Source organism: Rhodanobacter sp. OR87 (assembly GCF_000473345.1).
In the GTDB taxonomy this organism is placed as follows: domain Bacteria; phylum Pseudomonadota; class Gammaproteobacteria; order Xanthomonadales; family Rhodanobacteraceae; genus Rhodanobacter; species Rhodanobacter denitrificans.
This window is the reverse complement of record NZ_AXBJ01000002.1, coordinates 48,462-70,195: the sequence shown is the minus strand read 5'-3', so window position 1 is coordinate 70,195 and position 21,734 is coordinate 48,462. Positions and strand designations below refer to the sequence as shown.

Annotated in this window: 16 protein-coding genes; 8 read left to right on the top strand and 8 right to left on the bottom strand. The window is 69.4% G+C overall.

Annotation, left to right across the window (positions count from 1 at the left end):
- Positions 1-129 precede the first annotated feature (129 nt).
- The 3 genes from RHOOR87_RS0102100 to RHOOR87_RS20675 all read left to right on the top strand — a co-directional run bounded on the left by RHOOR87_RS0102100 (position 130) and on the right by RHOOR87_RS20675 (position 4,848).
- On the top strand, positions 130-3,483 hold the full coding sequence (locus RHOOR87_RS0102100; protein WP_015449053.1) for a DEAD/DEAH box helicase: 3,354 nt from the start codon (positions 130-132) through the stop codon (positions 3,481-3,483).
- 418 nt (positions 3,484-3,901) lie between these two features.
- On the top strand, positions 3,902-4,216 hold the full coding sequence (locus RHOOR87_RS0102095) for a helix-turn-helix domain-containing protein (protein WP_015449054.1): 315 nt from the start codon (positions 3,902-3,904) through the stop codon (positions 4,214-4,216).
- Positions 4,213-4,848: a HipA N-terminal domain-containing protein gene (locus RHOOR87_RS20675; RefSeq protein ID WP_027484076.1), complete on the top strand. Its 636-nt coding sequence runs from the start codon at positions 4,213-4,215 to the stop codon at positions 4,846-4,848. Before RHOOR87_RS0102095 ends, RHOOR87_RS20675 begins: the two co-directional genes overlap by 4 nt.
- A gap of 48 nt (positions 4,849-4,896) precedes the next feature.
- On the opposite strand, the gene RHOOR87_RS0102085 is transcribed toward RHOOR87_RS20675, so the two are convergent.
- From RHOOR87_RS0102085 to RHOOR87_RS0102065, 5 genes are all read right to left on the bottom strand, one after another.
- Positions 4,897-5,430, bottom strand: coding sequence for a hypothetical protein (locus RHOOR87_RS0102085; RefSeq protein WP_027484075.1), 534 nt, complete (start codon positions 5,428-5,430; stop codon positions 4,897-4,899).
- Positions 5,431-5,446: 16 nt separating this feature from the next.
- Positions 5,447-5,743: a LysM peptidoglycan-binding domain-containing protein gene (locus RHOOR87_RS0102080; RefSeq protein ID WP_007512329.1), complete on the bottom strand. Its 297-nt coding sequence runs from the start codon at positions 5,741-5,743 to the stop codon at positions 5,447-5,449.
- Positions 5,744-5,854: 111 nt separating this feature from the next.
- The gene (locus tag RHOOR87_RS0102075) at positions 5,855-8,989 is read right to left on the bottom strand and encodes an efflux RND transporter permease subunit (RefSeq protein WP_027484074.1); all 3,135 of its coding nucleotides are present in this window, start codon (positions 8,987-8,989) and stop codon (positions 5,855-5,857) included.
- A gap of 217 nt (positions 8,990-9,206) precedes the next feature.
- Complete coding sequence (locus tag RHOOR87_RS0102070) at positions 9,207-12,446, bottom strand: efflux RND transporter permease subunit (RefSeq protein WP_027484073.1); 3,240 nt, start codon at positions 12,444-12,446, stop codon at positions 9,207-9,209.
- A 98-nt stretch (positions 12,447-12,544) separates the two neighbouring features.
- The gene (locus RHOOR87_RS0102065; protein ID WP_015449058.1) at positions 12,545-13,786 is read right to left on the bottom strand and encodes an efflux RND transporter periplasmic adaptor subunit; all 1,242 of its coding nucleotides are present in this window, start codon (positions 13,784-13,786) and stop codon (positions 12,545-12,547) included.
- Positions 13,787-14,276: 490 nt separating this feature from the next.
- Between RHOOR87_RS0102065 and RHOOR87_RS0102060 the strand changes: the two genes are divergently transcribed.
- Complete coding sequence (locus RHOOR87_RS0102060; RefSeq protein WP_015449059.1) at positions 14,277-14,798, top strand: c-type cytochrome; 522 nt, start codon at positions 14,277-14,279, stop codon at positions 14,796-14,798.
- Positions 14,799-14,991: 193 nt separating this feature from the next.
- Here the strand turns inward: RHOOR87_RS0102060 and RHOOR87_RS0102055 are convergent, their stop codons facing one another.
- On the bottom strand, positions 14,992-15,585 hold the full coding sequence (locus RHOOR87_RS0102055; RefSeq protein ID WP_027484072.1) for an ACP phosphodiesterase: 594 nt from the start codon (positions 15,583-15,585) through the stop codon (positions 14,992-14,994).
- Positions 15,586-15,633: 48 nt separating this feature from the next.
- On the opposite strand from RHOOR87_RS0102055, the gene RHOOR87_RS0102050 reads away from it, so the two are divergent.
- The 3 genes from RHOOR87_RS0102050 to RHOOR87_RS0102040 all read left to right on the top strand — a co-directional run bounded on the left by RHOOR87_RS0102050 (position 15,634) and on the right by RHOOR87_RS0102040 (position 19,367).
- Positions 15,634-16,323: an alpha/beta fold hydrolase gene (locus RHOOR87_RS0102050; protein ID WP_027484071.1), complete on the top strand. Its 690-nt coding sequence runs from the start codon at positions 15,634-15,636 to the stop codon at positions 16,321-16,323.
- Positions 16,324-16,361: 38 nt separating this feature from the next.
- Positions 16,362-17,477 carry a cell division protein ZapE gene (zapE, locus tag RHOOR87_RS0102045; protein WP_027484070.1) on the top strand — a complete coding sequence of 372 codons (1,116 nt, stop codon included), beginning with the start codon at positions 16,362-16,364 and terminating at the stop codon, positions 17,475-17,477.
- Between the two features lie 84 nt (positions 17,478-17,561).
- Complete coding sequence (locus tag RHOOR87_RS0102040) at positions 17,562-19,367, top strand: sensor domain-containing phosphodiesterase (protein ID WP_027484069.1); 1,806 nt, start codon at positions 17,562-17,564, stop codon at positions 19,365-19,367.
- Between the two features lie 22 nt (positions 19,368-19,389).
- Here the strand turns inward: RHOOR87_RS0102040 and RHOOR87_RS0102035 are convergent, their stop codons facing one another.
- Both RHOOR87_RS0102035 and gpmA read right to left on the bottom strand, forming a co-directional pair.
- On the bottom strand, positions 19,390-19,923 hold the full coding sequence (locus tag RHOOR87_RS0102035) for a hypothetical protein (protein WP_015449064.1): 534 nt from the start codon (positions 19,921-19,923) through the stop codon (positions 19,390-19,392).
- Positions 19,924-20,124: 201 nt separating this feature from the next.
- Complete coding sequence (gene gpmA / locus RHOOR87_RS0102030; protein WP_027484068.1) at positions 20,125-20,868, bottom strand: 2,3-diphosphoglycerate-dependent phosphoglycerate mutase; 744 nt, start codon at positions 20,866-20,868, stop codon at positions 20,125-20,127.
- 153 nt (positions 20,869-21,021) lie between these two features.
- On the opposite strand from gpmA, the gene RHOOR87_RS0102025 reads away from it, so the two are divergent.
- Positions 21,022-21,693 (top strand): hypothetical protein, encoded by a 672-nt coding sequence (locus RHOOR87_RS0102025; RefSeq protein ID WP_007512351.1) that lies wholly within the window; start codon positions 21,022-21,024, stop codon positions 21,691-21,693.
- Positions 21,694-21,734 lie beyond the last annotated feature (41 nt).

Here is a 21,734-nt window from a genome sequence, read left to right as displayed (position 1 = left end):
CCCTGGCAAGAGCGGCAGAACCGCGGATGGCAATGTTCCATTGTCGCGCGAATGCCGACATGGGGCCACCGGCGCCGCGGTCCGCATGCAAGAATCGGCGTTTGCCGGACGCTTTTGATTCCTCGGTACATGCACAACGAACTCACCCACTTGCTGCAACGCGCCGAATGGCGCTCGAACTTTGGCGACCGCACGCTGGAACGCGCCCGCGCCTATGCCGCAGACGGCAGCGTGTCGAAACTGCGCAGCCGCATCGAGAACGGCGTCCAGATGCTCAGCGCGCTGGTGGATGGCAGCCACGGCGAACAATACGAATGCCGGGTGGACGTGCACGACCACAGCGAGTGGCTGACCGTGGACTGCGACTGCAGTTGCCCGGTCGGGGTCGACTGCAAACACGCCGCCGCCATGCTGATGGTGGCGGCCGGCGAGGTCGTACGGGCGGCAGCACTCGCCACACCGGCCTGGCTGCAGGCGCCGCGCGACGAAGCGGACGCGCCCGACACCGGCAGCCCGGATCTGGCCTCGTGGGAAGACTGGCTGCGCACACTGCAGCCGCCCGCGCCCAGCCACGAGGCCGAGCCGGACCGCCGCTTCGGCGTGATGCTGCGCGGCGGCGGCGGATCGCCGGTCGCCGACCTGCTGGCCTGGCCGGCGTGGCTGCGCCCGTCGAAGCGACGCAGCGGCAACGAGCTGGTCGACCCGCAGCCGCTGCAACTGAACGACCGCCGCGGAGCGGTGCCCACCCCGCCCGGCGGCTGGTCGAGCGAAGCCGCCGCCGCGCTGACCACATTGATTCCGCGCCAGTACGTGCTGGTCGGCAGCCAGCGCTGGGCACCGATCCGTGCCGTCCACGAGGAGCAGGCGCTGGAGTACCTGCTTGCGCACTTCCCGGTCTGGTTCGAGCGCGGCTCGGCGCCGTTGCAGCGTGCCGAACCGCAATCGCTGCAGTTGTACTGGCACGAGGCCACCGACGGCAGCCAGCAATTGCGCGCACGGATCGACGCCGGCGACAGCGTGCTGCTGCGCGGCGCCGGCCTGTGGTATGTGCAGCCCGCGCAGGGGCGCTACGGCCGCGTCGACGGCGACCTGCACCTGCTCGATCGCCTGCCGCACGCACCGGTGTTGCAACCCCCGCAGGTCGCCGCGCTGCGCCAGCGCCTGCAACGCGGCGGCACGACGCTGCCCGAGCCGATCGACCGTGGCCCTGTCGAGGTCGTGCGCGAGCGCCCGGTGCCGGTGCTGCGCCTGCGCTCCGTCACCCTGCGCAAATGGGCCGGAAAATCACACGACATCGGCATCGCTCGTGTCGACTTCGACTACGCCGGCGTGCGCCTGCCACCCGCCACCCGCAAGCATGCCGTCGAACGAAGTCTGCACGAAGGCCGCCTGCGGGAAATCCATCGCGACCTGCCGGCCGAGCAGCAGGCGGTCCAGCTGCTGGAACAGCTCGGCGCCATGCGCTGCGGCCCGGCCCTGTACGAGTACGTCACCCGCGGCCTCGACTTCGCCGCCAACGATGTGCTGCTGCGCCCCCATCCGCGCAAGCCGCCGCTGGCGCCGCGCGACTGGCGCGAGAGCATCGATCGGCTCGCCGCCGCCGGCTTCCGCATCGAATACGAAGCCGGCTTCCCGCACGACGAACTGGTCGACATCGACGCCTGGCACGCCGACATCCAGCCCAGCGGCAACGCCTGGTTCGACGTCTCGCTGGGCATCGACGTTGGCGGCCAGCGCGTCGACCTGCTGCCGATCCTGCGCCGCGTGCTGGCCGATCCGGCCTTTCCCCGCGTCGCCCCCGCGCGCGAAAGCAGGGACGCTAGCTGGCGCGTTGCTGTGGACGAGAACCGCAGCGTCGAGATCCCGCTGGCACGCCTGCGTGTGCTGATCGAGCCGCTGCTTGAATGGCTCGAAGGCGGCGAGGCGCTGCGTCTGCATCGCAGCCAGGCACGCACGCTGCAGGCGCTGGCCGACAACGCCCAGCTGTACTGGCGCGGCGGCGACGCGCTGCGCGCGCAGCTCGCCCTGCTCGAGCGCACCACGCGCAGCGCCAGGGCACCGAAAAGCTTCAAGGCCACTTTGCGCCCGTACCAGCGCGAAGGCCTGGCCTGGCTGGACTTTCTCGGTGCGGCGGGCCTTGGCGGCATCCTCGCCGATGACATGGGCCTGGGCAAGACGGTGCAGGTGCTGGCGCACATCCTCGGCGAAAAGCAGCGCGGCCGATTGGAGCAACCCGCACTGGTGGTCGCTCCGACCAGTCTGGTCGGCAACTGGCAGAGCGAGGCCGCGCGCTTCGCGCCTGCGCTGAAGGTGCTGGTGATCCACGGCATCGCGCGCGCCGATCGCTACGACGAGATCACCAGTCACGACCTGATCATCACCACCTACCCGCTGCTGCCGCGCGATCGCGAACAACTGCTGGCGCAACGCTTCGCCCTGCTGGTGCTGGACGAGGCGCAGGCGATCAAGAACGCGAAAAGCCAGGCTGCGCGCGTGGTACGCGAAATCCCCGCCACGCGCCGGCTGGCGATGACCGGCACGCCGCTGGAAAACCACCTGGGCGAACTGTGGGCGCAATTCGACGCGGTGGAACCGGGCCTGCTCGGCTCCCAGCACCAGTTCACCCGGCTGTATCGCACGCCGATCGAAAAACATGGCGACGTCGATCGCCAGCAACGGCTCAACCGCCGCATCGGTCCGCTGCTGCTGCGCCGGCGCAAGGACGACGTGCTCACCGACCTGCCGCCCAAGACCGAGATCGTGCGTACGCTGGAGCTGGAAGACGACCAGCGCGCCTTGTACGAAACCCTGCGCCTGGCCCAGCACGAGCGCGTGCGCCAGGCGGTGGCCGAACGCGGCCTGGCGCAGAGCGGCATCGTCGTGCTCGACGCCCTGCTGAAACTGCGCCAGGCCTGCTGCGACCCGCGCCTGGTCAAGCTCGCCAGCGCGAAGAAGGTCAAGACCAGCGCCAAACTCGACGCCCTGCTGGAACTGCTCGACGGCCTGCTCGCCGACGGCCGCCGCGTACTGCTGTTCTCGCAGTTCACCGAAATGCTCAGCCTGATCGAAGCGGCCCTGCACAAACGCGGCGTCGCCCACCAGACCCTCACCGGGCAGACCCCGGCGCGCGAACGCACCGCCCTGGTCAAGCGCTTCCAGCAAGGCAACGTGCCGCTGTTCCTGATCAGCCTGAAAGCCGGCGGCGTCGGCCTCAACCTCACCGCCGCGGACACCGTGATCCATTACGACCCCTGGTGGAACCCCGCCGTGGAAGCGCAAGCCACCGACCGTGCCCACCGCATCGGCCAGGACAAGCCGGTCTTCGTCTACCGCCTGATCTGCAAGGACACAGTGGAAGAAAAGATCCAGGCCATGCAGGGCCGCAAGGCCGAGCTCGCCCGCGCCGTGCTCGAAGGCGGCGGCGCCAGCACGCGACTGCGGTTTGACGAGAAGGATCTGGAGGCGTTGTTCGGGGGGATGTAGCGGGCGTGCTTCGCTCAATCAGCAGTCATCAAACATGGAGGTGCACTCCCATGCCTCGCACATCTAGGGATGGTCTGACCAACTGCCTTCCGGTCGATTCCGTGCGCGATGGGCTCCTGCCTGGGCAAAAAGTACTCGTCTTGATGACCGCATGCCGCCCCCTTTGCGCCACGGCGCGCCCTTTCGGGCCGCTGCGGGCACAGTAACCGTACGCTGCCTGCATCAACGTTCTGCGCACCATCCACAGATTGACCGGCGCGAACAGCATCGTTATCTGCGCGCCATCCTCCGCTAGGCCCTTGTAGCGCGCCTCACGTGACCCCGACGCCTTCAGCCATCAAGTTGCTACCAGTCCACACCCCACAGGGGAAAGGAAATAAACTTGCTATATATACCTTAAATAACTAGTTTATTTTCCATGCCAAAGCGCACCCCACCCATCTTTCCGGCCGCCGCCGAGCGTCTGACAGCGCTCGGCGCCCGGTTGCGCGCTGCTCGCTTGCGGCGGCGCATGACGCAGGCGGCGCTGGCGGCGCGGGCCGACGTGTCGTTGCCCACTTTGCGCAAGCTGGAACAAGGCGAAGGTTCGAGCAGTCTGGCCACCTTGTTGCGGGCGATGGAGGTGCTGGGGCTGGATCACGACCTCGACCTGCTGGCCAAGGAGGACGAACTCGGCCGCCGCCTGCAGGACATTCGACAGGTGGGTGCGCCGCGCGGCAGGCGCAAGTCGTGAGTGCGCGCTCGGAAACCGTACTGGACGTGGTGCTGGACGACGCCACGCTCGGGCCAACCATAGCCATCGGCAGCTTGCGTTGCGAGCGGCACGGTGGCAGCGAGGCGATCAGCTTCGCTTACCACCGCGACTATATCGAACGACGACGGAGCGTGGCCATCGCGCCCGACCTGCCCCTGGTCGCCGGACCGTCGTGGCCTGCGCGCGAGCAGGCCTTGTTCGGCATCTTCCGCGACATTTCGCCGGATCGCTGGGGCCGCATGCTGATGGAGCGGCGTGAGGCACTGGAGGCGCGCGAAGCGAAGCGGCGCCTGCGGCGTCTCTCCGAGTGGGACTTCCTGACGGGCGTTGATGACTGCACGCGCATGGGCGCCTTGCGCCTTCGCCAAACCGCAGCGAAGAGCTGCGGCCTCATTGAAGCAAGGTGGGCGGCGGCGGCGGCGTTTGCGGGCGTCGACGGTGATCCACAGCGAAGAGCTGCGGCCTCACAGAATAGCCAAGCAAGACTCTCACCCAACCGGATAACGCCATTCCGCGCCAGCTACGCAGTTATGGTCGAGCAGTTCTCCCGCACACGGGCGGACCGCGGTTCCAGGCAGACGCGGCGCATATGCGCTAGTGCGCGTGAGTAAAGCGCGGCGGGGTCGCGCTTTACTCACGCCTCTGTGCCTTCTCGCAACTTATTTGACCGTGAAATCCTTGCTGGCGACCTGCTTGCCGTCCAGCGAGATGTCCACCTTGTAGTTGCCGGCCGGGAAACCGTCGGGCTTGCTGATCATGAAGGCGGTGGTCTCCGGACCCATCGCATTGAGCGTCTTGCTGTCCTCGTGCACCACCTGGCCGTCCTGGTAGGTCCACTTCGCCGCCAGTGTGGCGGTACCGCTGCCGCCGGTGTCGACCGAGGCGTAGATGGTGTCCTTCGGCGCGAAGCTGGTGCCGCTGGCGAGGATCTTGTGGTTGGCGTCGACCGTGGAGCCCAGCTCCACCGCGCCGACCGTGACGGCCGATGGCGCACCGTTGTTCATCGCCATCGGTGCGGTGGCGGCCGGCGCAGGCGCCGGTGGGGTGGCGGGCGTCATGGCCGTTGCCGCCGGAGGCGGTGCCGTGGACGGCGCCGGCGCCGCCGATTCGTTGTCTTTCTTGCCGCAGGCGCCCAGCACCACCGTCGCGGCCAGCAATGCGGCAAGGATCAAGGGTTGGCGATTCATCTTCATGGAGGTACCTCCTGCTTCAGGATTTGGCGGGAATCTTCAGGACCTGGCCGACCCTGATCCGGTCCGGATCGGAAAGCTGGTCGCGGTTGGCGTCGAAGACCGCCTTCCATGCATTCGCGTCGCCGTAGAAGTGTTTCGCGATCTTCGTCAGGTTGTCGCCGGCCACCACGGTATAGGTGGCGGGTCGGTCGGCGGTGGAGCCGACCTGCGACTGCACGTTGCCGAAATCCGCCTTGGGTGGCGCATCCGGCGCGGTGGATTTCACCCCACCCTGCACATTGGAAAAATCCGCCCTGGGGGTCTCGTTGCCCATCGCACGCAACTCCGTCCGGAACAGGAAGTCCGTGATAACCGCCTCGCGGTTAACGGCCTGTGAGCGTTCTGGCGTAGCATTCAGCCGGATCTCGTGCGGCAGGCAACCGGATCAGCCGATACCCGGGCGGACCACCATGGGCTTGCGCCCCTGCCGCCGCGCCCACCACGCTTTGCGCCGCTCGGCGAGGCACGAGAACACCACGTACAGCGCCGGGGTGCTGAGCAGGGTCAGGCTTTGCGAGATCAGCAGGCCGCCGATCAGGGCGATGCCGAGCGGGCGGCGCAGTTCGCTGCCTTCGCCCAGGCCGATCGCGATCGGCAGCGCGGCGAGGATGGCGACCATGGTGGTCATCATGATCGGGCGGAAGCGCACGGTGCAGGCTTCACGTGCGGCTTCCAGCGGGCTCTTGCCGTGTTCGCGCTGGGCGACCAGGGCGAAGTCGATCATCATGATCGCGTTCTTCTTGACGATGCCGATCAACAGCACCAGCGCGATCTGCGCCACCACCGACAGCTCGGTGCCGGTGATCCACAGCGCCAGCAGCGCGCCCACGCCGGCGGCCGGCAGGGTGGACAGGATGGTGATTGGGTGGATCAGGTTCTCGTACAGCATGCCGAGCACGATGTAGACGGTGAGCACGGCGGCCAGGATCAGCCAGCCCATGCCGCTCTGCGACTGCTGGAAGCGGCGGAAGTCGTTGCCCATCTGCACGCGGATGTCGCCGGGCATGCGCATGTTCTTCACGGTGGCCTGGATCACCGCCATCGCCTCACCCATGCTCACGCCCGGCGCGAGGTTGAAGCTCAGGTCCATCGTGGTGTACTGGTTTTCGTGGGTGATCTGCGAGGGCGCCAGCCCCGGCTGCTGCTGCGCGAACGCGGTGATCGGAATCATCCGGCCGCTGCCGGAGCGCACGTAGATGCGGTTGAGCGCCTCCGGCGTGGCGGTTTGCGCGGGCAGCGCGTTGACCACCACCTGGTACTGGTTGATGTCCGAATAGATGGTGGACACCTGGCGCTGGCCGAAGGCGTCGTACAGCGCGCCGTCGATGGCGCCGATCGACACGCCCAGGCGCGCGGCCTTGTCGCGGTCGATCACGATGTTCTGGCGCAGGCCGGCCTCGTCGACGTCGGTGCCGACGTCGCGCAACTTCGGGTTCTTCTTCAGCTCGGTCTGCAGTTTCGGCAGCCACTGCTGCAGGCTGGCCAGGTCGTTGCCCTGCAGCGAGACCTGGTACTGCGCGCCCTGGCTGGTGCCGCCGCCACCGCCGCTGGGCAGGTCCTGCACCGGGCGCAGGCGCAGGTTGAGGTCCGGGTAGTTCGCGGCCTTCGCGCTGAGTCGCGCGAGCACCGCGAAGGTGTCGTCGGTACGCCCTTCGGCACGGGTCTTCAGGTCGATGTTGAACGAGCCGCTGGTGCCCTGCCGGCTGCTGCCCAGCCGCGAACCCACGGCGGCCACGTCGGGGTCGGCCATCAGCATCGCGGTGAGCCGCTCCAGCCGCTGCCGGCTTTCGCCGAACGAGACGGTGGCGCTGGAACTGGCGCGGCCCCAGATCAGGCCGGTGTCCTGCGCGGGGAACAGGCCAGCCTTGACCACACCGAACAGATAGAAGGTGGCCACGATCAGCGCCAGCGGGGTCAGCGAGAACGCCAACGCGTGGCGCAGCGAGAAATCCAGCGCGCGGGTGTAGACGCGCAGCATGCCGGCGTGGAAGCCGTCCAGCGCGCGGGCCAGCCGCGACGGCGGCGCCGCTTGCTCCGCCGCATGCCCGCCGAGGAAGCGCCCGCACAGCGCCGGGGTCAGGGTCAGCGAGACCAGCGCGGAGACCACGATCGCCGCCACCAGGGTCACCGCGAACTCGTGCATGAACATGCCGGTGACGCCGCCGGCGAACAGCAGCGGGATGAACACCGCGATCAGCGAGGCGGTGATCGAGACGATGGTGAAGCCGATCTCGCGCGCGCCGGCCAGGGTCGCCTGCAGGCGCGTCATGCCCGCGTCCAGATGGCGGATGATGTTCTCGATCACCACGATCGCGTCGTCGACCACGAAGCCGATCGCGATCACCAGCGCCAGCAGGGTGAGGTTGTTCAGCGTGTAGTCGAGGATGTACATCACCACGAACGCGCCGGCCAGCGACAGCGGCACCGCCGCCGCGGCGATCAGGGTGGGCGCCAGCCGGCGCAGGAACAGCGCCATCACCACGATCACCATCGCCAGCGAGATCAGCAGCGTGGCCTGCACCTCGTGCAGCGAGGCGCGGATGGTCGGCGTGCCGTCGAAGAACGGGGTCAGCGCGGTGGCCGGCGGCAGGTAGCCATGCAGCGCCGGCAGCTGCTGCTTGACCAGGTCGACGGTGGCGATGATGTTCGCGTCTGCCTTCTTGTAGACGTACATCAGCACGGCCGGCTTGCCGTGGAACCAGGCCGCCTGGTACGCGTCCTGCTGGCCGGCGTAGACCTTGGCCACGTCGGACAACCGCACCGGCGTGCCGTTGCGGCTGGCCACCACCAGCTGGGCGAAGTCCTCCGCGCGGTGCAACTGGGTGGTGGCGCTGACCGCCATGGTGGTCTTGCCGTTGGACAGGAAGCCCTCCGGCGAAGTCAGGTTGGCCGCGCTCAGCGCGTTGCGCAGCTGGTCGGGCGACAGCCCCATCGCGTTCAGCGCGCGCAGGTTCACGTCGACGCGGATCGCCGGTGTGGCAGCGCCGGCGATCTCCACCGACGACACGCCCGGCAGCTGGCGCAGCCGCTGCGCCAGCAGGGTGTCGGACAGGTTGTACAGGTCGGCCGCCGACTGCGTGTCCGAGGTCAGCGCCAGCGCGATGATCGGGTCGTCGTTCGGGTTCGCCTTCTGGTAGCTGGGCGCGCCGCTGAGACCGTTGGGCAGGTCCGGCGCCGCCGCGTTGATCGCCGCCTGCACGTCGCGCGCGGCAGCGTCCAGGTCGGTACCGGTGCGGAACATCATGAAGACGAAGGTGCGCCCTTCGGAGCTGGACGAGCGCATCGTCTCGATGCCCGGCACCTGGCCCAGGTGCCGTTCCAGCGGCGCGGCCACGGTCGACGCCATCGTGCTGGCATCCGCGCCGGCCTGGCTGGCCTGCACGAAGATCGCCGGGAACTGCATGTTCGGCAGCGCCGCCACGCCGAGCAGGAAGTAGCCGATCATGCCGCCCACGAACAGGCCGATCGCCAGCAGCGAGGTGCCGATCGGGCGGCGGATGAAGGTGCCGGAGAGGTTCATGCGTTCGACGAAAGCGGGGATGGGCGAAGCGGCGGACGGATCATCCCACCCTCAACGCGCGGGCCGCGAAAAGGTTGATCGCGCGGCGGCGCGAAGAGCGACCCCACCCCGACCCTCCCCTGCGAGCAGGGGAGGGAGCAAAGCACGGCTCCTCCCCCTGCACAGCAGGGGGAGGTTGGGAGGGGGTGCTTCTGGCCGGGACGTCGGGCGCTGCCAGTCACGCCGCGTTGCTGGCCTGGGCCTGGGCCAGCGCGCGCCGCTCGCGGCGTTCGGCCAGCCAGTCGGAGAAACGCTCCATGTACAGGTAGATCACCGGCGTGGTGTACAGCGTGACCAGCTGCGACAGCAGCAGGCCGCCGACGATCGACACGCCCAGCGGCCGGCGCAGCTCGGCGCCGATGCCGTTGCCCAGCGCCAGCGGCAACGCGCCGAGCATGGCCGCGGCGGTGGTCATCATGATCGGGCGGAAGCGCAGCAGGCAGGCGCGGCGGATCGCCTCGCGCGCGTTGAGGCCGGTGCGGCGCGCCTCGATCGCGAAGTCGATCATCATGATCGCGTTCTTCTTCACGATGCCGATCAAGAGCACGATGCCGACGATGCCGTCCACCGACAGGCTCATGCCGCACAGGATCAGCGCGAGCAAGGCGCCGACGCCGGCCGGCGGCAGCGTGGAGATGATCGTCAGCGGGTGGATGTAGCTCTCGTACAGCACGCCCAGCACGATGTAGATCACCACGATCGCGGCCAGCAGCAGCAGCACCTCGTCGCCCAGCGAGGAGGTGAACTCGGCCGCCTTGCCGACGAACTCGCCGCGGATCTGCGGCGGGAAGTTCAGCTGCGCCTCGACCTGGTGGATCGCCGCCACCGCATCGGACAGCGAGTAGCCCGGCGCCACGTTGAACGCCAGCGTCACCGCGGGCAGCTGCTGCTGGTGGCTGACCACCAGCGGCGCGCTGGTGATCTGCGCGCTGACCAGCGAGGACAGCGGGATGCTGCCGCCGGCGCCGATCTCGAAGCCGATGTTGCCGGTGTTGCCGATGCCCGAGGGCGTGGCCGAGTTGCTCGACTTCAGCTGGCCGAAGCTGGTCGCGTTCGAGCCGGTGAGCGCGCCGTTGCCGTTGCCGCGCACGGTGAGCTTGGTCAGCAGGTCGTCGCTGCTGCGGAACTCCGGCGCCACCTCCAGCACCACGCGGTACTGGTTCAACTGGGTGAAGATGGTGGAGATCTGGCGCTGGCCGAACGCGTCGTACAAGGTGTCGTCGATGGTCTGCACCGGCACGCCGAGGCGGCTGGCCTTCTCGCGGTCGATGGTCAGCTTGAGCGCGTTGCCGTTGTCGGCCAGGTTGTTGTCCACGTCGGCCAGCTCCGGCCGCTGGCGCATCGCCTGGGTCATCTGGCTGGCGTAGCCGGCCAGCTCCGACGACTTCACCGCAGACAGCGAATACTGGTATTCGGTGGCGGCCACGCGGCTGTCCAGGGTCACGTCCTGCACCGGCTTCAGGTACAGCGCCACGCCGGGAATGCCGGCGACCGCGTGCTGCAGCCGCGGCAGCAGCGCATCCAGGCCGGCGCGGTCGCCGCGGTCCTTCAACACGATCGAGAGCTGGCCCTGGTTGAGCGTGGGGTTGATGGTGCCGGCGCCGATGAAGGCGGCCACGCCGGCCACCGCCGGGTCCTTGCGCAGCGCCTCGGCGACCGCCTTGGTGCGGTCCTCCATCTGCGGGAACGCGATGTTGTCGTCGGCCTGCACCACGCCGGTGATCAGGCCGGTGTCCTGCTCGGGCAGCAGGCCCTTGGGGATCACGATGTACAGGAACACGGTGAGCACCACCGCGGCGCCAGCCACCAGCATGGTCAGGCGCTGGTGGTCGAGCACCCAGTCCAGCGAGCTTTCGTACAGGCTGACCGTGCGCGACCACACCGTGCGCTTGCCGGCCGCGGCGTGCCGCTCGTGCGCGTCGTCGCCCTCCGGCAGCTGGTCGGGCTTGAGCAGGTAGGCGCACATCATCGGCGTCAGCGTCAGCGACACCAGCATCGAGATGGTCACCGCGATCGTGAGCACCCAGGCGAACTCGTGGAACAGCCGTCCGGTGACGCCGGGCATCAGCAGCAGCGGCAGGAACACCGCCACCAGCGATACGGTCAGCGACAGCACGGTGAAGCCGATCTCCTTCGCGCCGACCTCGGCCGCCTCCTTGCCGTCCTTGCCCTGCTCGATGTAGCGCACGATGTTCTCGATCATCACGATCGCATCGTCCACCACGAAGCCGGTGGCCACGGTCAGTGCCATCAGCGAGAGGTTGTCCAGCGACATGCCGGTGAACGCCATCACGCCGAACGTGCCCATCAGCGACAGCGGCACCGCCACCGACGGGATGATGGTGGCCCACAGCCGGCGCAGAAACACGAAGATCACGCCGATCACCAGGAACACGGTGAGGATCAGGGTGAACTCGACGTCGTGCACCGAGGCGCGGATGGTCACCGTGCGGTCGGCGAACACGTCCAGGTGCACGTCGGCCGGCAGCGCCGCGCGCAACTCGGGCAGCACGCGGCGGATCTGCTCCACCGTCTGCACGATGTTCGCGCCGGGCTGGCGGCGCACGTCCAGCAGCACCGCCGGCTGGCCGTTCGCCCATGCGGCGAGCTGGTCGTTCTCCACGCCGTCGACCACGTTCGCCACGTCGGACAGGCGCACCGGCGAGTTGTTCTTGTAGCTGATGATGGTGTTCTTGTACTCGGCCGCGTCGCTCAGCTGGTCGTTGGTGCCGATCGAGTAGCTCTGCGTCTTGCCGTTCAGCGTGCCCTTGGGCGCGTTGACGTTGGCCTGGGTCAACGCGCTGCGCACGTCTTCCATGGTCAGGCCGAGGTTGGACAGTTGCGCCGGGTTCACCTGCACGCGCACCGCGGGGCGCACGTTGCCGGCGATCGAGACCAGGCCCACGCCCTGCACCTGCGACAGCTTCTGCGCGATGATCGAGTCGGCCAGGTCGTTCACCTCGCGCAGCTGGCGGCTGTCGGAAGTGAGTTTCAGGGTGAGGATCGGTGCGTCGGCCGGGTTCACCCGGTTGTACACCGGCGGATACGGCAGGTTGCCCGGCAGCGTGCCCTTGGCCTGGTTGATCGCCGCCTGCACGTCCTGCGCGGCGATGTCGATGTCGCGGTCCATCGAGAACTGCAGGATGATCGTGGACAGCCCGGCGGAGGAGTCCGAACTCATCATGGTGAGCCCGGAGATCTGCCCCAGGTTGCGCTCCAGCGGCGTGGTGATCAGCGCCGCCATGGTGCTGGCGCTGGCGCCCGGGTACTGCGTGCTGACCACCAGGCTGGGCGCCTCGATCTCCGGCAAGGCGGACACCGGCAACTGGCGGTAGCCGAGAATGCCGAGCAGCAGCACCGCCACCATCAGCAGCGAGGTGGCGATCGGGCGGCGAATGAAGAGGGTCGAGAATCCCATGGCTATCCGTGACGTGTAAGTGCGGTTTCCGCCGCGATCATGGCCGGGACGCGGCCGGGTTCACGCGGCGGCGTCATGCCGGGCCGGCACGCGGCCGCTCAGCCGCGACGGCGGCCGCCACCCTTGCTGTCCTGCTTGGCTTTCTCCAGCTCGGCCGCAGTCGGCGCCGCCGGCACCTCGCCGGGCTTCAGCGCGTTGACCTTGCTGCCCGGCTTCAGCCGGAACTGGCCCTCGGTGACCACCCGCTCGCCGGCCTGGAGGCCATTGCCGATCATCACGTGGCTGTCGCCCACTTCGCCGGCCACCGTCACCGGCTGCATCTTGACCGTACTGTCGGCCTGCACCTGGTAGACGTAGTCGCCGTCCGGCCCGCGCTGCACCGCCTGCGCCGGGATCACCAGGCCGCCGTCGACGGTGTTCACCAGCAGCCGCACGTTGACGAACTGGCCCGGCCACAGCTCGTTGTTCGCGTTCGGGAACTCCGACTTCAGGCGGAACGTGCCGGTGCTGGTGTCGATCTGGTTGTCGACCACCTTGAGCACGCCGCCGTTGGCGATCGGGTGCGCGTCGGTGCGGTCCAGCGCGGTCACCTGCAGCCCGGCGCCGTCCTTCGCGGCGGCGCGGCGCACCATGTCGAGGTTCTGCTCGGGCAGGGTGAACATCACGTTGATCGGGTGCAGCTGGGTCAGCGTGACGATCGCGCTGGCGGTGGTGACCACGTTGCCGGGGTCGACCGCGCGGATGCCGGCAAGGCCGTCGATCGGCGACAGCACGCGGGTGTAGTTCAGCTGCACCTGGGTGTCGCGCACGTTGGCCGCGTCGGCGGCCACCGCAGCCTCGTACTGCGCGGCGGTGTTGCGCAAGGTGTCCAGATCCTGCCTGGAAATGTAGCCCTTGGCGGCCAGATCCTGGCTACGCGTCAGGTTGCTCTTGGCCGTCTCCAGCAGCGCCTGGTCCTGGCGCTGCTTCGCCGCAGCCTGGTCGTAGGCGGCCTGGTAGGTGCGCGGGTCGATCTGCGCCAGCAGCTGGCCCTTCTTGACCGGTTGGCCCTCGCTGAACTCCAGGCTGAGCAGCTGGCCGCCCACCTGCGGGTTCACGGTGACCGTGTTGAGCGCCTGCACCGTGCCCAGCGCGGTCAGGTAGACCGGCACGTTCTGCTTGACCACCGGCACCACGGTGACCGGCACCGGCGGCGTCTCGTCCTTGCCGTCCTTGTTCTTGGCGGCAGCCGACACCGGCGCGGAACCGGCCGGGACCGGCTTGTGCAGCAGGCGAAAGCCCACCGCGGCCACCACGATCACGGCAACGACGATCAACGCGATCTTCCAAAAACGCGACATGTAAAACTCCTGGATTGAACGGTGCGGCACCACCGACACGCGGCGCGCCGCACGTCTCTGCGAAACCACGGACACGCGCCGGGCCTTGCCGGCATGTAGCTCAAGGTAGGGCAAGCATAGGGGCAGTTGAACGAACTTGAACAATGCCGGTTGACAGGGGTGCGGCATGACCGATGGCAGGGGCGACGCCCGCCGCACGGCCATTCGCAGGCGCCGGACGGGCGGCCGCGACCACCCTTCCGTCGCCACAGGTCGCCACGGGGGGCCTGAAACTTGTCACGCGCTTCGTTTATAATCGCCGACTGGTTGCCTGCCCTGCCCCGAACCGGGCGCGGACGGCAAGCACGATCCGCGCCGTGCACTCACTCGCGGCGAGCCATGCCGGGGCGCCTGCATCGGACCGGTGCGACAGCAACAGACTATCCAGGCAGGTCGGAGCCATCGTGGCGTTCCGCCGCCCTCTGACAGGAGTACGTGCGTGAGCGGTTCCATGAGCAAATCCGACCAGAGCGTCTTGCGCCAGTTTTCGATCATGATCGGCGGCCTGGTCGTGCTGACCGTGGTGCTGATCCTCGCGGCGCTGGCGATCCACGAGCACGAGCCGAAGGAAACCAACCCGAACCAGCCGGCCCGCGTTGCCGCGCGGCTCGCGCCGGACGGCGCCGTCTACGCCGGCAACACCGGCCGCGCCGCCATGCAGGCCGCCGCCGACGCCGCCGCCAAGGCGGCCGCCTCGCAGGTCGCCTACGGCGGCACCACCGACGGCAAGGCGATCTACGACCACCTGTGCACCAGCTGCCACGCCTCCGGCGTCGCCGGCGCGCCGAAGACCGGCGACAAGGCCATGTGGGGTCCGCGCCTGGCGCAGGGCATCGACACCCTGGTCAAGCACGCGATCGATGGCTACCACGGCCCGGACGGCAATTTCATGCCGCCCAAGGGCGGCAACCCGGCGCTCACCACCGAACAGGTGACCAACGCCGTGCACTGGCTGACCGATCAGGCGAAGTAACTTCGCCTGATCCAACAAGCTTTCGCCAAACGCCGCCCTCCAGGCGGCGTTTTCGTTTACCCCCTCCCCCCTCGGGAGAGGGTTGGGGAGAGGGTACGGGGCTCCGCCCGCCCCACCAAAACAAAAACCAAAGCCACCCTGGGCAGCGTTTTCGTTTTCCCCTTCCCTGGCTTCGCGCGGGAAGGAGGCAAACTCACTCCGCATGCTCCTCGACCCACGCCCGCGCGAACTCCCGCAGCTCCGGAAAGAACGCCTTGAAGCGCCCCTGCAGTTCCGCTTCCCGCCGCTGCAGTACCGGCAACGCCGAGGCCAGCGGGTTGGCGCGGCTCAGGCGCTGCCCGATGCCGCCCAGCGCGTCGCCGAACACGGCGTCGTCGGTGTACGCCGCCGGCAGGCCATGCGTCTCCATGTAGCCGCGGAAGCGCCGCAGCGCCGGCGGCAACAAGGCGTCCTGCCGCCACAGCAGCGCGCGCAGGGCCAGCGAATACTCCGCCAGCGGCTGCGCGCTCCACTGCGGAAAATCCCGCGCCAGGCAGCGGTCGAACCACATGTCCAGCAGGATCCCCGCGTAGCGGCGGTACGGCGGGGGCAGCAGCACCTTGGCCGCGAGCACCTCGGGATGGGCGTCGGTGTACGCATCGATCGCCCGGTGCAGGCGGATCCCGGCGATCACCCGCGGCGGTAACAGGACCGCGTCCGGCGGGCCGCGCACGAAATCGCCCAGCATCCCGCCCAGCTGCAGGGCTTCGTCGTCGCCGGCCAGCAGCGCGTGCGCCAGGTGGTTCATCGGCGCCGCCCGCGGCAGCCGATGCGTCCGGCGGTTATCATCACGGGCATGACTCCCACCGAGCTCTCCACCGCACCTGCCGGCTTTCCGGATGTGGCCGCCAGTTTCATGCTCGACGGCCCCGCCGGCAAGCTGGAGGCGATCAGCGACGTCGCCGAAGCGGCCTGCGCGCGCCGCGGCGTGGCGGTGATCTGCCACCCGCTCACGATCGAGGGCGGCAGCATGCACAACAAGGTGGTGACGATGGCCGAGCGCGCGCTGCGCGAATCCGGGCTGGACACCGTGCGCTTCAACTTCCGCGGCGCCGGCGAGTCGCAGGGCGACTACGACAAGGGCCGCGGCGAAGGCGACGACCTGGCCGCGGTGGTGGACTGGGTGCGTCGCATGCGCCCGGACGACGCGCTGTGGCTGGCCGGCTTCTCGTTCGGCAGTTACGTGAGCATCGCCAACGCGGTGCGCCTGCACGCCGACGCGCTGGTCAGCATCGCGCCACCGGTCGGGCGCTGGCCGTTCGACGCGGTCGAGTTGCCGCGCTGCCCGTGGCTGATCGTGCAGGGCGAGGCCGACGAGATCGTCGAGCCGCAGGCGGTATTCGACTGGGTCGAGACGCTGGCACACCGGCCCGAGCTGGTGCGCATGCCCGAGACCAGCCACTTCTTCCACCGCCGGCTGATGGACCTGCGCGGCGCGATCAAGCATGCGGTGCACGGCTGGTTGCCGCCGAAGCGGCATGCCTGAGGCGCACCAGCCACTCCCTGCCAAGACCTGTCCGTCCCATGAGTGAACCCTCACTGGCGCCCACGGCGCGCTATCTCGAAGGCGTCGCCGCGCACCGCTGGGAGTCCGACCCGACCCAGCTGGCGCTGCTGCCGGAATTCGACCGCATGCATGCGGCACTGTGCACCGAACCGGCGAACGGCAACGGCCTGCTCGGCCGGCTGAAATCGCTGCTCGGCAACGAGCCGCCGGCGGCCGTGCCGGGGTTGTACCTGTGGGGCACGGTGGGCCGCGGCAAGACCTTCCTGATGGACCTGTTCGCCGCCAGCCTGCCGCACGGCGTGGTGCTGCGCCGGCACTTCCACCGCTTCATGGGTGAGCTGCACGAGCACCTGCGCGCGCTGGGCGAGCGGCAGAGCCCGCTGGTCGAGGTGGCCGCCGGCCTCGCCGCGCGCTGCCGCGTGCTGTGCCTGGACGAGTTCCTGGTCAACGACATCGGCGACGCGATGATCCTCTCGGGCCTGCTCGACGCGCTGTTCGCGCGCGGCGTGACCCTGGTCACCACCTCGAACACCGCGCCGGCCAACCTGTACAAGGGCGGCCTGCAGCGCGCCCGCTTCCTGCCCGCGATCGCGCTGATCGAGCAGCATTGCCACGTGGTCGAGATGGCCTCCGCGCACGACTGGCGCCTGCGCGCGCTGACCCAGGCGCCGGTCTACCTCACCCCGCCCGGCGCCGAGGCGCATCGCGCGCTGGAGCGCATCTTCGCCAGCCAGGCCCGCGGCGCCGTGCAGGAAAACGGCAACCTGCACGTCAACGGTCGCGACATTCCGTTCGTCAAGCGCGACGACGAGATCGTCTGGTTCGAGTTCGCCGCGCTGTGCGAAGGCCCGCGCGCGGTGGCCGACTACATCGCGCTGGCCAAGGCCGGGCCGACGGTGATCGTCGCCAACGTCCCGCAATTCACCGTCTACAGCGAGGACGCGGCGAAGCGCTTCGTGCAATTGGTCGACGAGTTCTACGACCGCCACGTCAAGCTGGTGCTCACCGCCGCCGCGTCGATCACCGAGCTGTACGACGGCGAACGCCTGCGCGCCGAGTTCGGCCGCACCGAATCGCGCCTGATCGAGATGCAGAGCGAGGCCTACCTGGCGCTGGAGCATCGGCCCGAGTGATCCGCCACCGGCGCATTGCTCCCCCGTCACCGCCGCAGTAGCCTGCAACCGCTGGCAGCACGCTGTCGCGCACGGGAGGGGACGATGAAGATGACGCAGGGATCGCTCGCGGGTTCCCGCGCGGGCGCCGGCATCGCGTGGCCGGCCGGCGACGCCGAACCGCATGCCCTGCCCGGTTTCGACGCCGTGGCGCGGCTGGCAGCCACCACGCTGGGCACGCCGCTGGTGGCGCTGCTGCTGGCCGACGGCAGTGCGTTCTGGTACACCCCGCCCGGCCACGGCGACCCGATCCGCCTGGACGGCATGCTGCTGGCCGCCTGCCGGCAGGCCACGCGCCGCGGCGTCGCCGAGGTGGTGCCCGACGCGCGCGGCGACGCGCGTTTCCTGCCGGCCGACGCCGACCCGGCGCACGCCACCATCGGCTTCTTCGCCTGCGAGCCGGTGTTCGCGCTGGACGGCCAGTTGCTGGGCGCGCTGTTTGCCGTGGACCGGCACCCGCATCCCCCGCTCCACGCCGGCGAACGCAACGCGCTGCGCGACGCCGCCTCGCTGGCCGGCACCGGCGCGGCGCTGCGCCACTACCTGGACCGCACCGACCCGGCGACCGGGCTGCCGCACCGCAATGCGTTCTTCGCCGACCTGCACACGCACCTGCCGGGCGCGGACGACACCGCCTGGCTGCTCGCCGTCGAGGTGGCGCCGGTGGCGCGCTTCAACGCCTTCGTGCGGGCCATGGGGCACAGCTACGCCGACGCGCTGATGCACGCGGTGGCGGCGCGGGTGCAGGCGTGGATGACGCCGGGCATGCAGCTCTACCAGGTCGGCACGGCGCGCCTGGCACTGCTGCCCGCGCACCCGCACGACGAACTGCTGCCGGCGCGCCTGGACGAATTCGTGGCCCTGCTGCGCGAACCGATCGACTGCCTCGGCGTGCCGCTCACCCTGCAGCCCGGCGTGGGCCTGCTCAAGGTCGAGGCGCACGAACTGCGCGGCGGCGACCCGCTGCGGCGCGTGATGAACGCCGCCCACGTCGCGCAGGACAGCGTGCGCGGCTGGGCCGTGTACGACCGCACGCAGGACGAACGGCAGCGACAGGATTTCTTCCTGGTCACCGAGCTGGCCGCCGCGCTGTCCGAGCGCGCCGAGCTGGAACTGCACTACCAGCCGCGCGTGCAGCTGGCCAGCGGCCGCTGCGTGGCGCTGGAGGCGCTGGCGCGCTGGCGCCACCCCACGCTCGGCGCGGTGCCGCCCGGCGTGTTCGTGCCGCTCGCCGAGCAGGCCGGGCTGATGCGTTCGCTGACCGACTGGGTGCTCGACCACGGCCTGGCGCAACTGGCCGCATGGTTGCGCGACGGGCTCGACGTGCAGCTGTCGCTGAACGTGTCCAGCGCCGACCTCGACGCCACCCTGGAGACGCGCCTGACCGCCGCGGCGCGGCGGCATGCGGTGCCGTTGGCGCGGCTGGAGCTGGAGTTCACCGAGAGCACCGCGATGCGCCACAGCGACGCCAACCGCTGCCACCTGGCCGCACTGCGCGAGGCCGGCGTGGGCATCGCCATCGACGATTTCGGCATCGGCTACAGCAACCTCGACGCGCTGCGCCAGATGCCGGCCAGCTGCGTGAAGATCGACAAGTCGCTGGTGTGCGGGCTCGACGCCAGCCGGCACGACGCGGCGGTGGTGCGCTCGATGGTGGCGCTGGCCCACGAACTGGGTTTCCGCGTGGTGATGGAAGGGGTGGAAACCGGGCGCGTACTGGAAGCCGTGCGCGGCATGGCTTGCGACGAAGTGCAGGGCTTCCACATCGCCCACCCGCTGCCGGCGGCGGACGTGGCCGGCTGGCTGCGCGAGCACGCGTCGCCGCCCCCGGCGGATCGCCTGCCCGGCTGAACGGCCGCGTCGCGGCAACCGCTCACGGCACGGCGTGGGCGCGCTGGAACCGGCGGTGATGGATCAGCAAACCGCTGAAGTAGGCGATGTAGTAGCCCACCAGCAGACCGACCACCAGCATGGTCAGCGGCGTGAGCGCATGGCCCATCGGCGGCATCGCGCCGGGGTCGGCTGGCACCTGCTGCATCGACGGCCACGCCACCAGCATCCGCCAGGCCAGCCGGCCCAGCAGCAGCGCGGTCAGCAGCGCGCCGATCCACGGGTTCGGCACGTAGCAGTCGCCCTTGACCGGATCGACCTCGAAGCGGGTCAGGCGCAGCCCGAGCAGGCCGATCGCGCCACCGATCAACACACCGCCGGCGAGGCCTTCGGCGAGTGCAAGCCGGTGCAGCCCGCTGAGCGCGAGCAGGCCGCCGATCAGCGCGAACATCACGATGCGGAACAGCATCCGCTTGCGCCGGATCGGCTGGCGGCCGAACTGCCGGCTGACCCGTCGCCACACCATCCAGGCGAGGATCGGCAACATGACGAGATAGTTGGTCAGATGTGCAGGCATGGCGCGGTCCATGGGAGAGCCGGTCGCCAGCTTAGTGCGGCCGCCCGGCGCGGGCGACTGACGTTTGTCACCCGTTGCCGCAGCGAATACCCGCAAGACAGACACCGTCCGCCGCCTCGGCCGCCACATGGCGGCGAACCGAAGGGCCGGCGCACACCGTCCGCCCCGCGTTGCCCCATGCCGCCCCGCACCGGTCGCTTGCTACTTCGCCTTGCCCTGGTTGGCCACCGCGGCCATCTTCGCCGCGATCGCCTCGGCGTCGCCGAGGTAGTAGTGCCTGAGCGGCTTGAGCTCGTCGTCGAACTCGTACACCAGCGGCACGCCGTTGGGAATGTTCAGCTCGACGATGGCCTGGTCGGAGATGCCGTCCAGGTACTTCACCAGCGCGCGCAGCGAATTGCCATGCGCGGCCACCAGCACGCGCTGGCCGGCCTTGATCGCCGGCGCCAGCACCTCATGCCAGTACGGCAACACGCGGGCCACGGTGTCCTTCAGGCACTCGGTGTCGGGAATGTCCTTCGGGTCGAGCGCCGCGTAGCGCGGGTCGTGCACCGATTCGTTCTTGTCGCGCTCCAGCGGCGGCGGCGGGATGTCGTAGCTGCGCCGCCAGATCTTCACCTGCGCCTCGCCGTATTTCGCCGCGGTCTCGGCCTTGTTCAGGCCGGTGAGGCCGCCGTAGTGGCGCTCGTTGAGGCGCCAGTCGGTGAGCACCGGGATCCACATCAGGTCCATCGCGTCCTGCACGCCCCACAGCGTGCGCACCGCGCGCTTGAGCACCGAGGTGTGCGCCACGTCAAAATGATAGCCGCCCTCGCGCAGCAGGCGGCCGGCCTCGCGCGCCTCGGCCATGCCCTGCTCGGTGAGGTCGACGTCGGCCCAGCCGCTGAAACGGTTGTCGAGGTTCCACTGCGATTGGCCGTGGCGGATCAGGACGAGCTTGTGCATGGGGGCGCCAACAATGAGATGTAAAGGCGAAATGGTGCCGGTCGACCCGGGCAGCGTCAAATGCGGCCCCTGCCACAGGTCATGCCCAACCCTTGGCCCGGTGGCTGCATCCTAGTGCGTATACCCACTCACTGAAGACTCAAGGAGACTGCCATGCGTCGCTTCCCGACGATCCTCATCCTCGCCGCGCTGGCGCTGGGCCTGGGCCTGCCGCCGCTGGCCAGCGCAGGCGACAACGACATCGACAAGGTCAACGGCTCGGTGCAGGTCGCGGCCGGCCAGCAGGTCGGCGACGTCAGCACGGTGAACGGTGCGGTGCACATCGCCGGCGGCGCCAGCGTGCACGAGGCCAGCACCGTCAACGGCGAGGTCGAGCTGGGCGACAAGGCGCAGGCGACCGAACTGGGCACGGTCAACGGCGCGATCAGCCTGGGTCGCGCCAGCCGGGTCAGCGGCAAGGTGAACGCGGTCAACGGCAGCATCCACCTGGCCCCGGGCGCCGAGATCGGCGGCCGGCTGGAGAACGTCAACGGCGCCATCGTGCTGGACGGCGCCCACGTCGCCGGCGGCGTCGGCACGGTCGGCGGCGACGTCACCATCGGCGCCGACTCGCGCGTCGAGGGCGGCATCCTGGTCGACAAGCCGAACAACGGCTGGTTCCACTGGGGCAGCGAGCGCAAGCCGGTGATCGTGATCGGCCCGCACGCGGTGGTGCAGGGCACCCTGGAGTTCCGCCGCGAGGTGGTGCTGAAAGTCAGCGACAGCGCGCAGATCGGCCCGGTGAAGGGCGCCACGCCGGAGCAGTTCAGCGGCGCCACGCCGTAACACCATACGTAGGAGCCCGCTGGCGGGCGATGCTCTTGCTC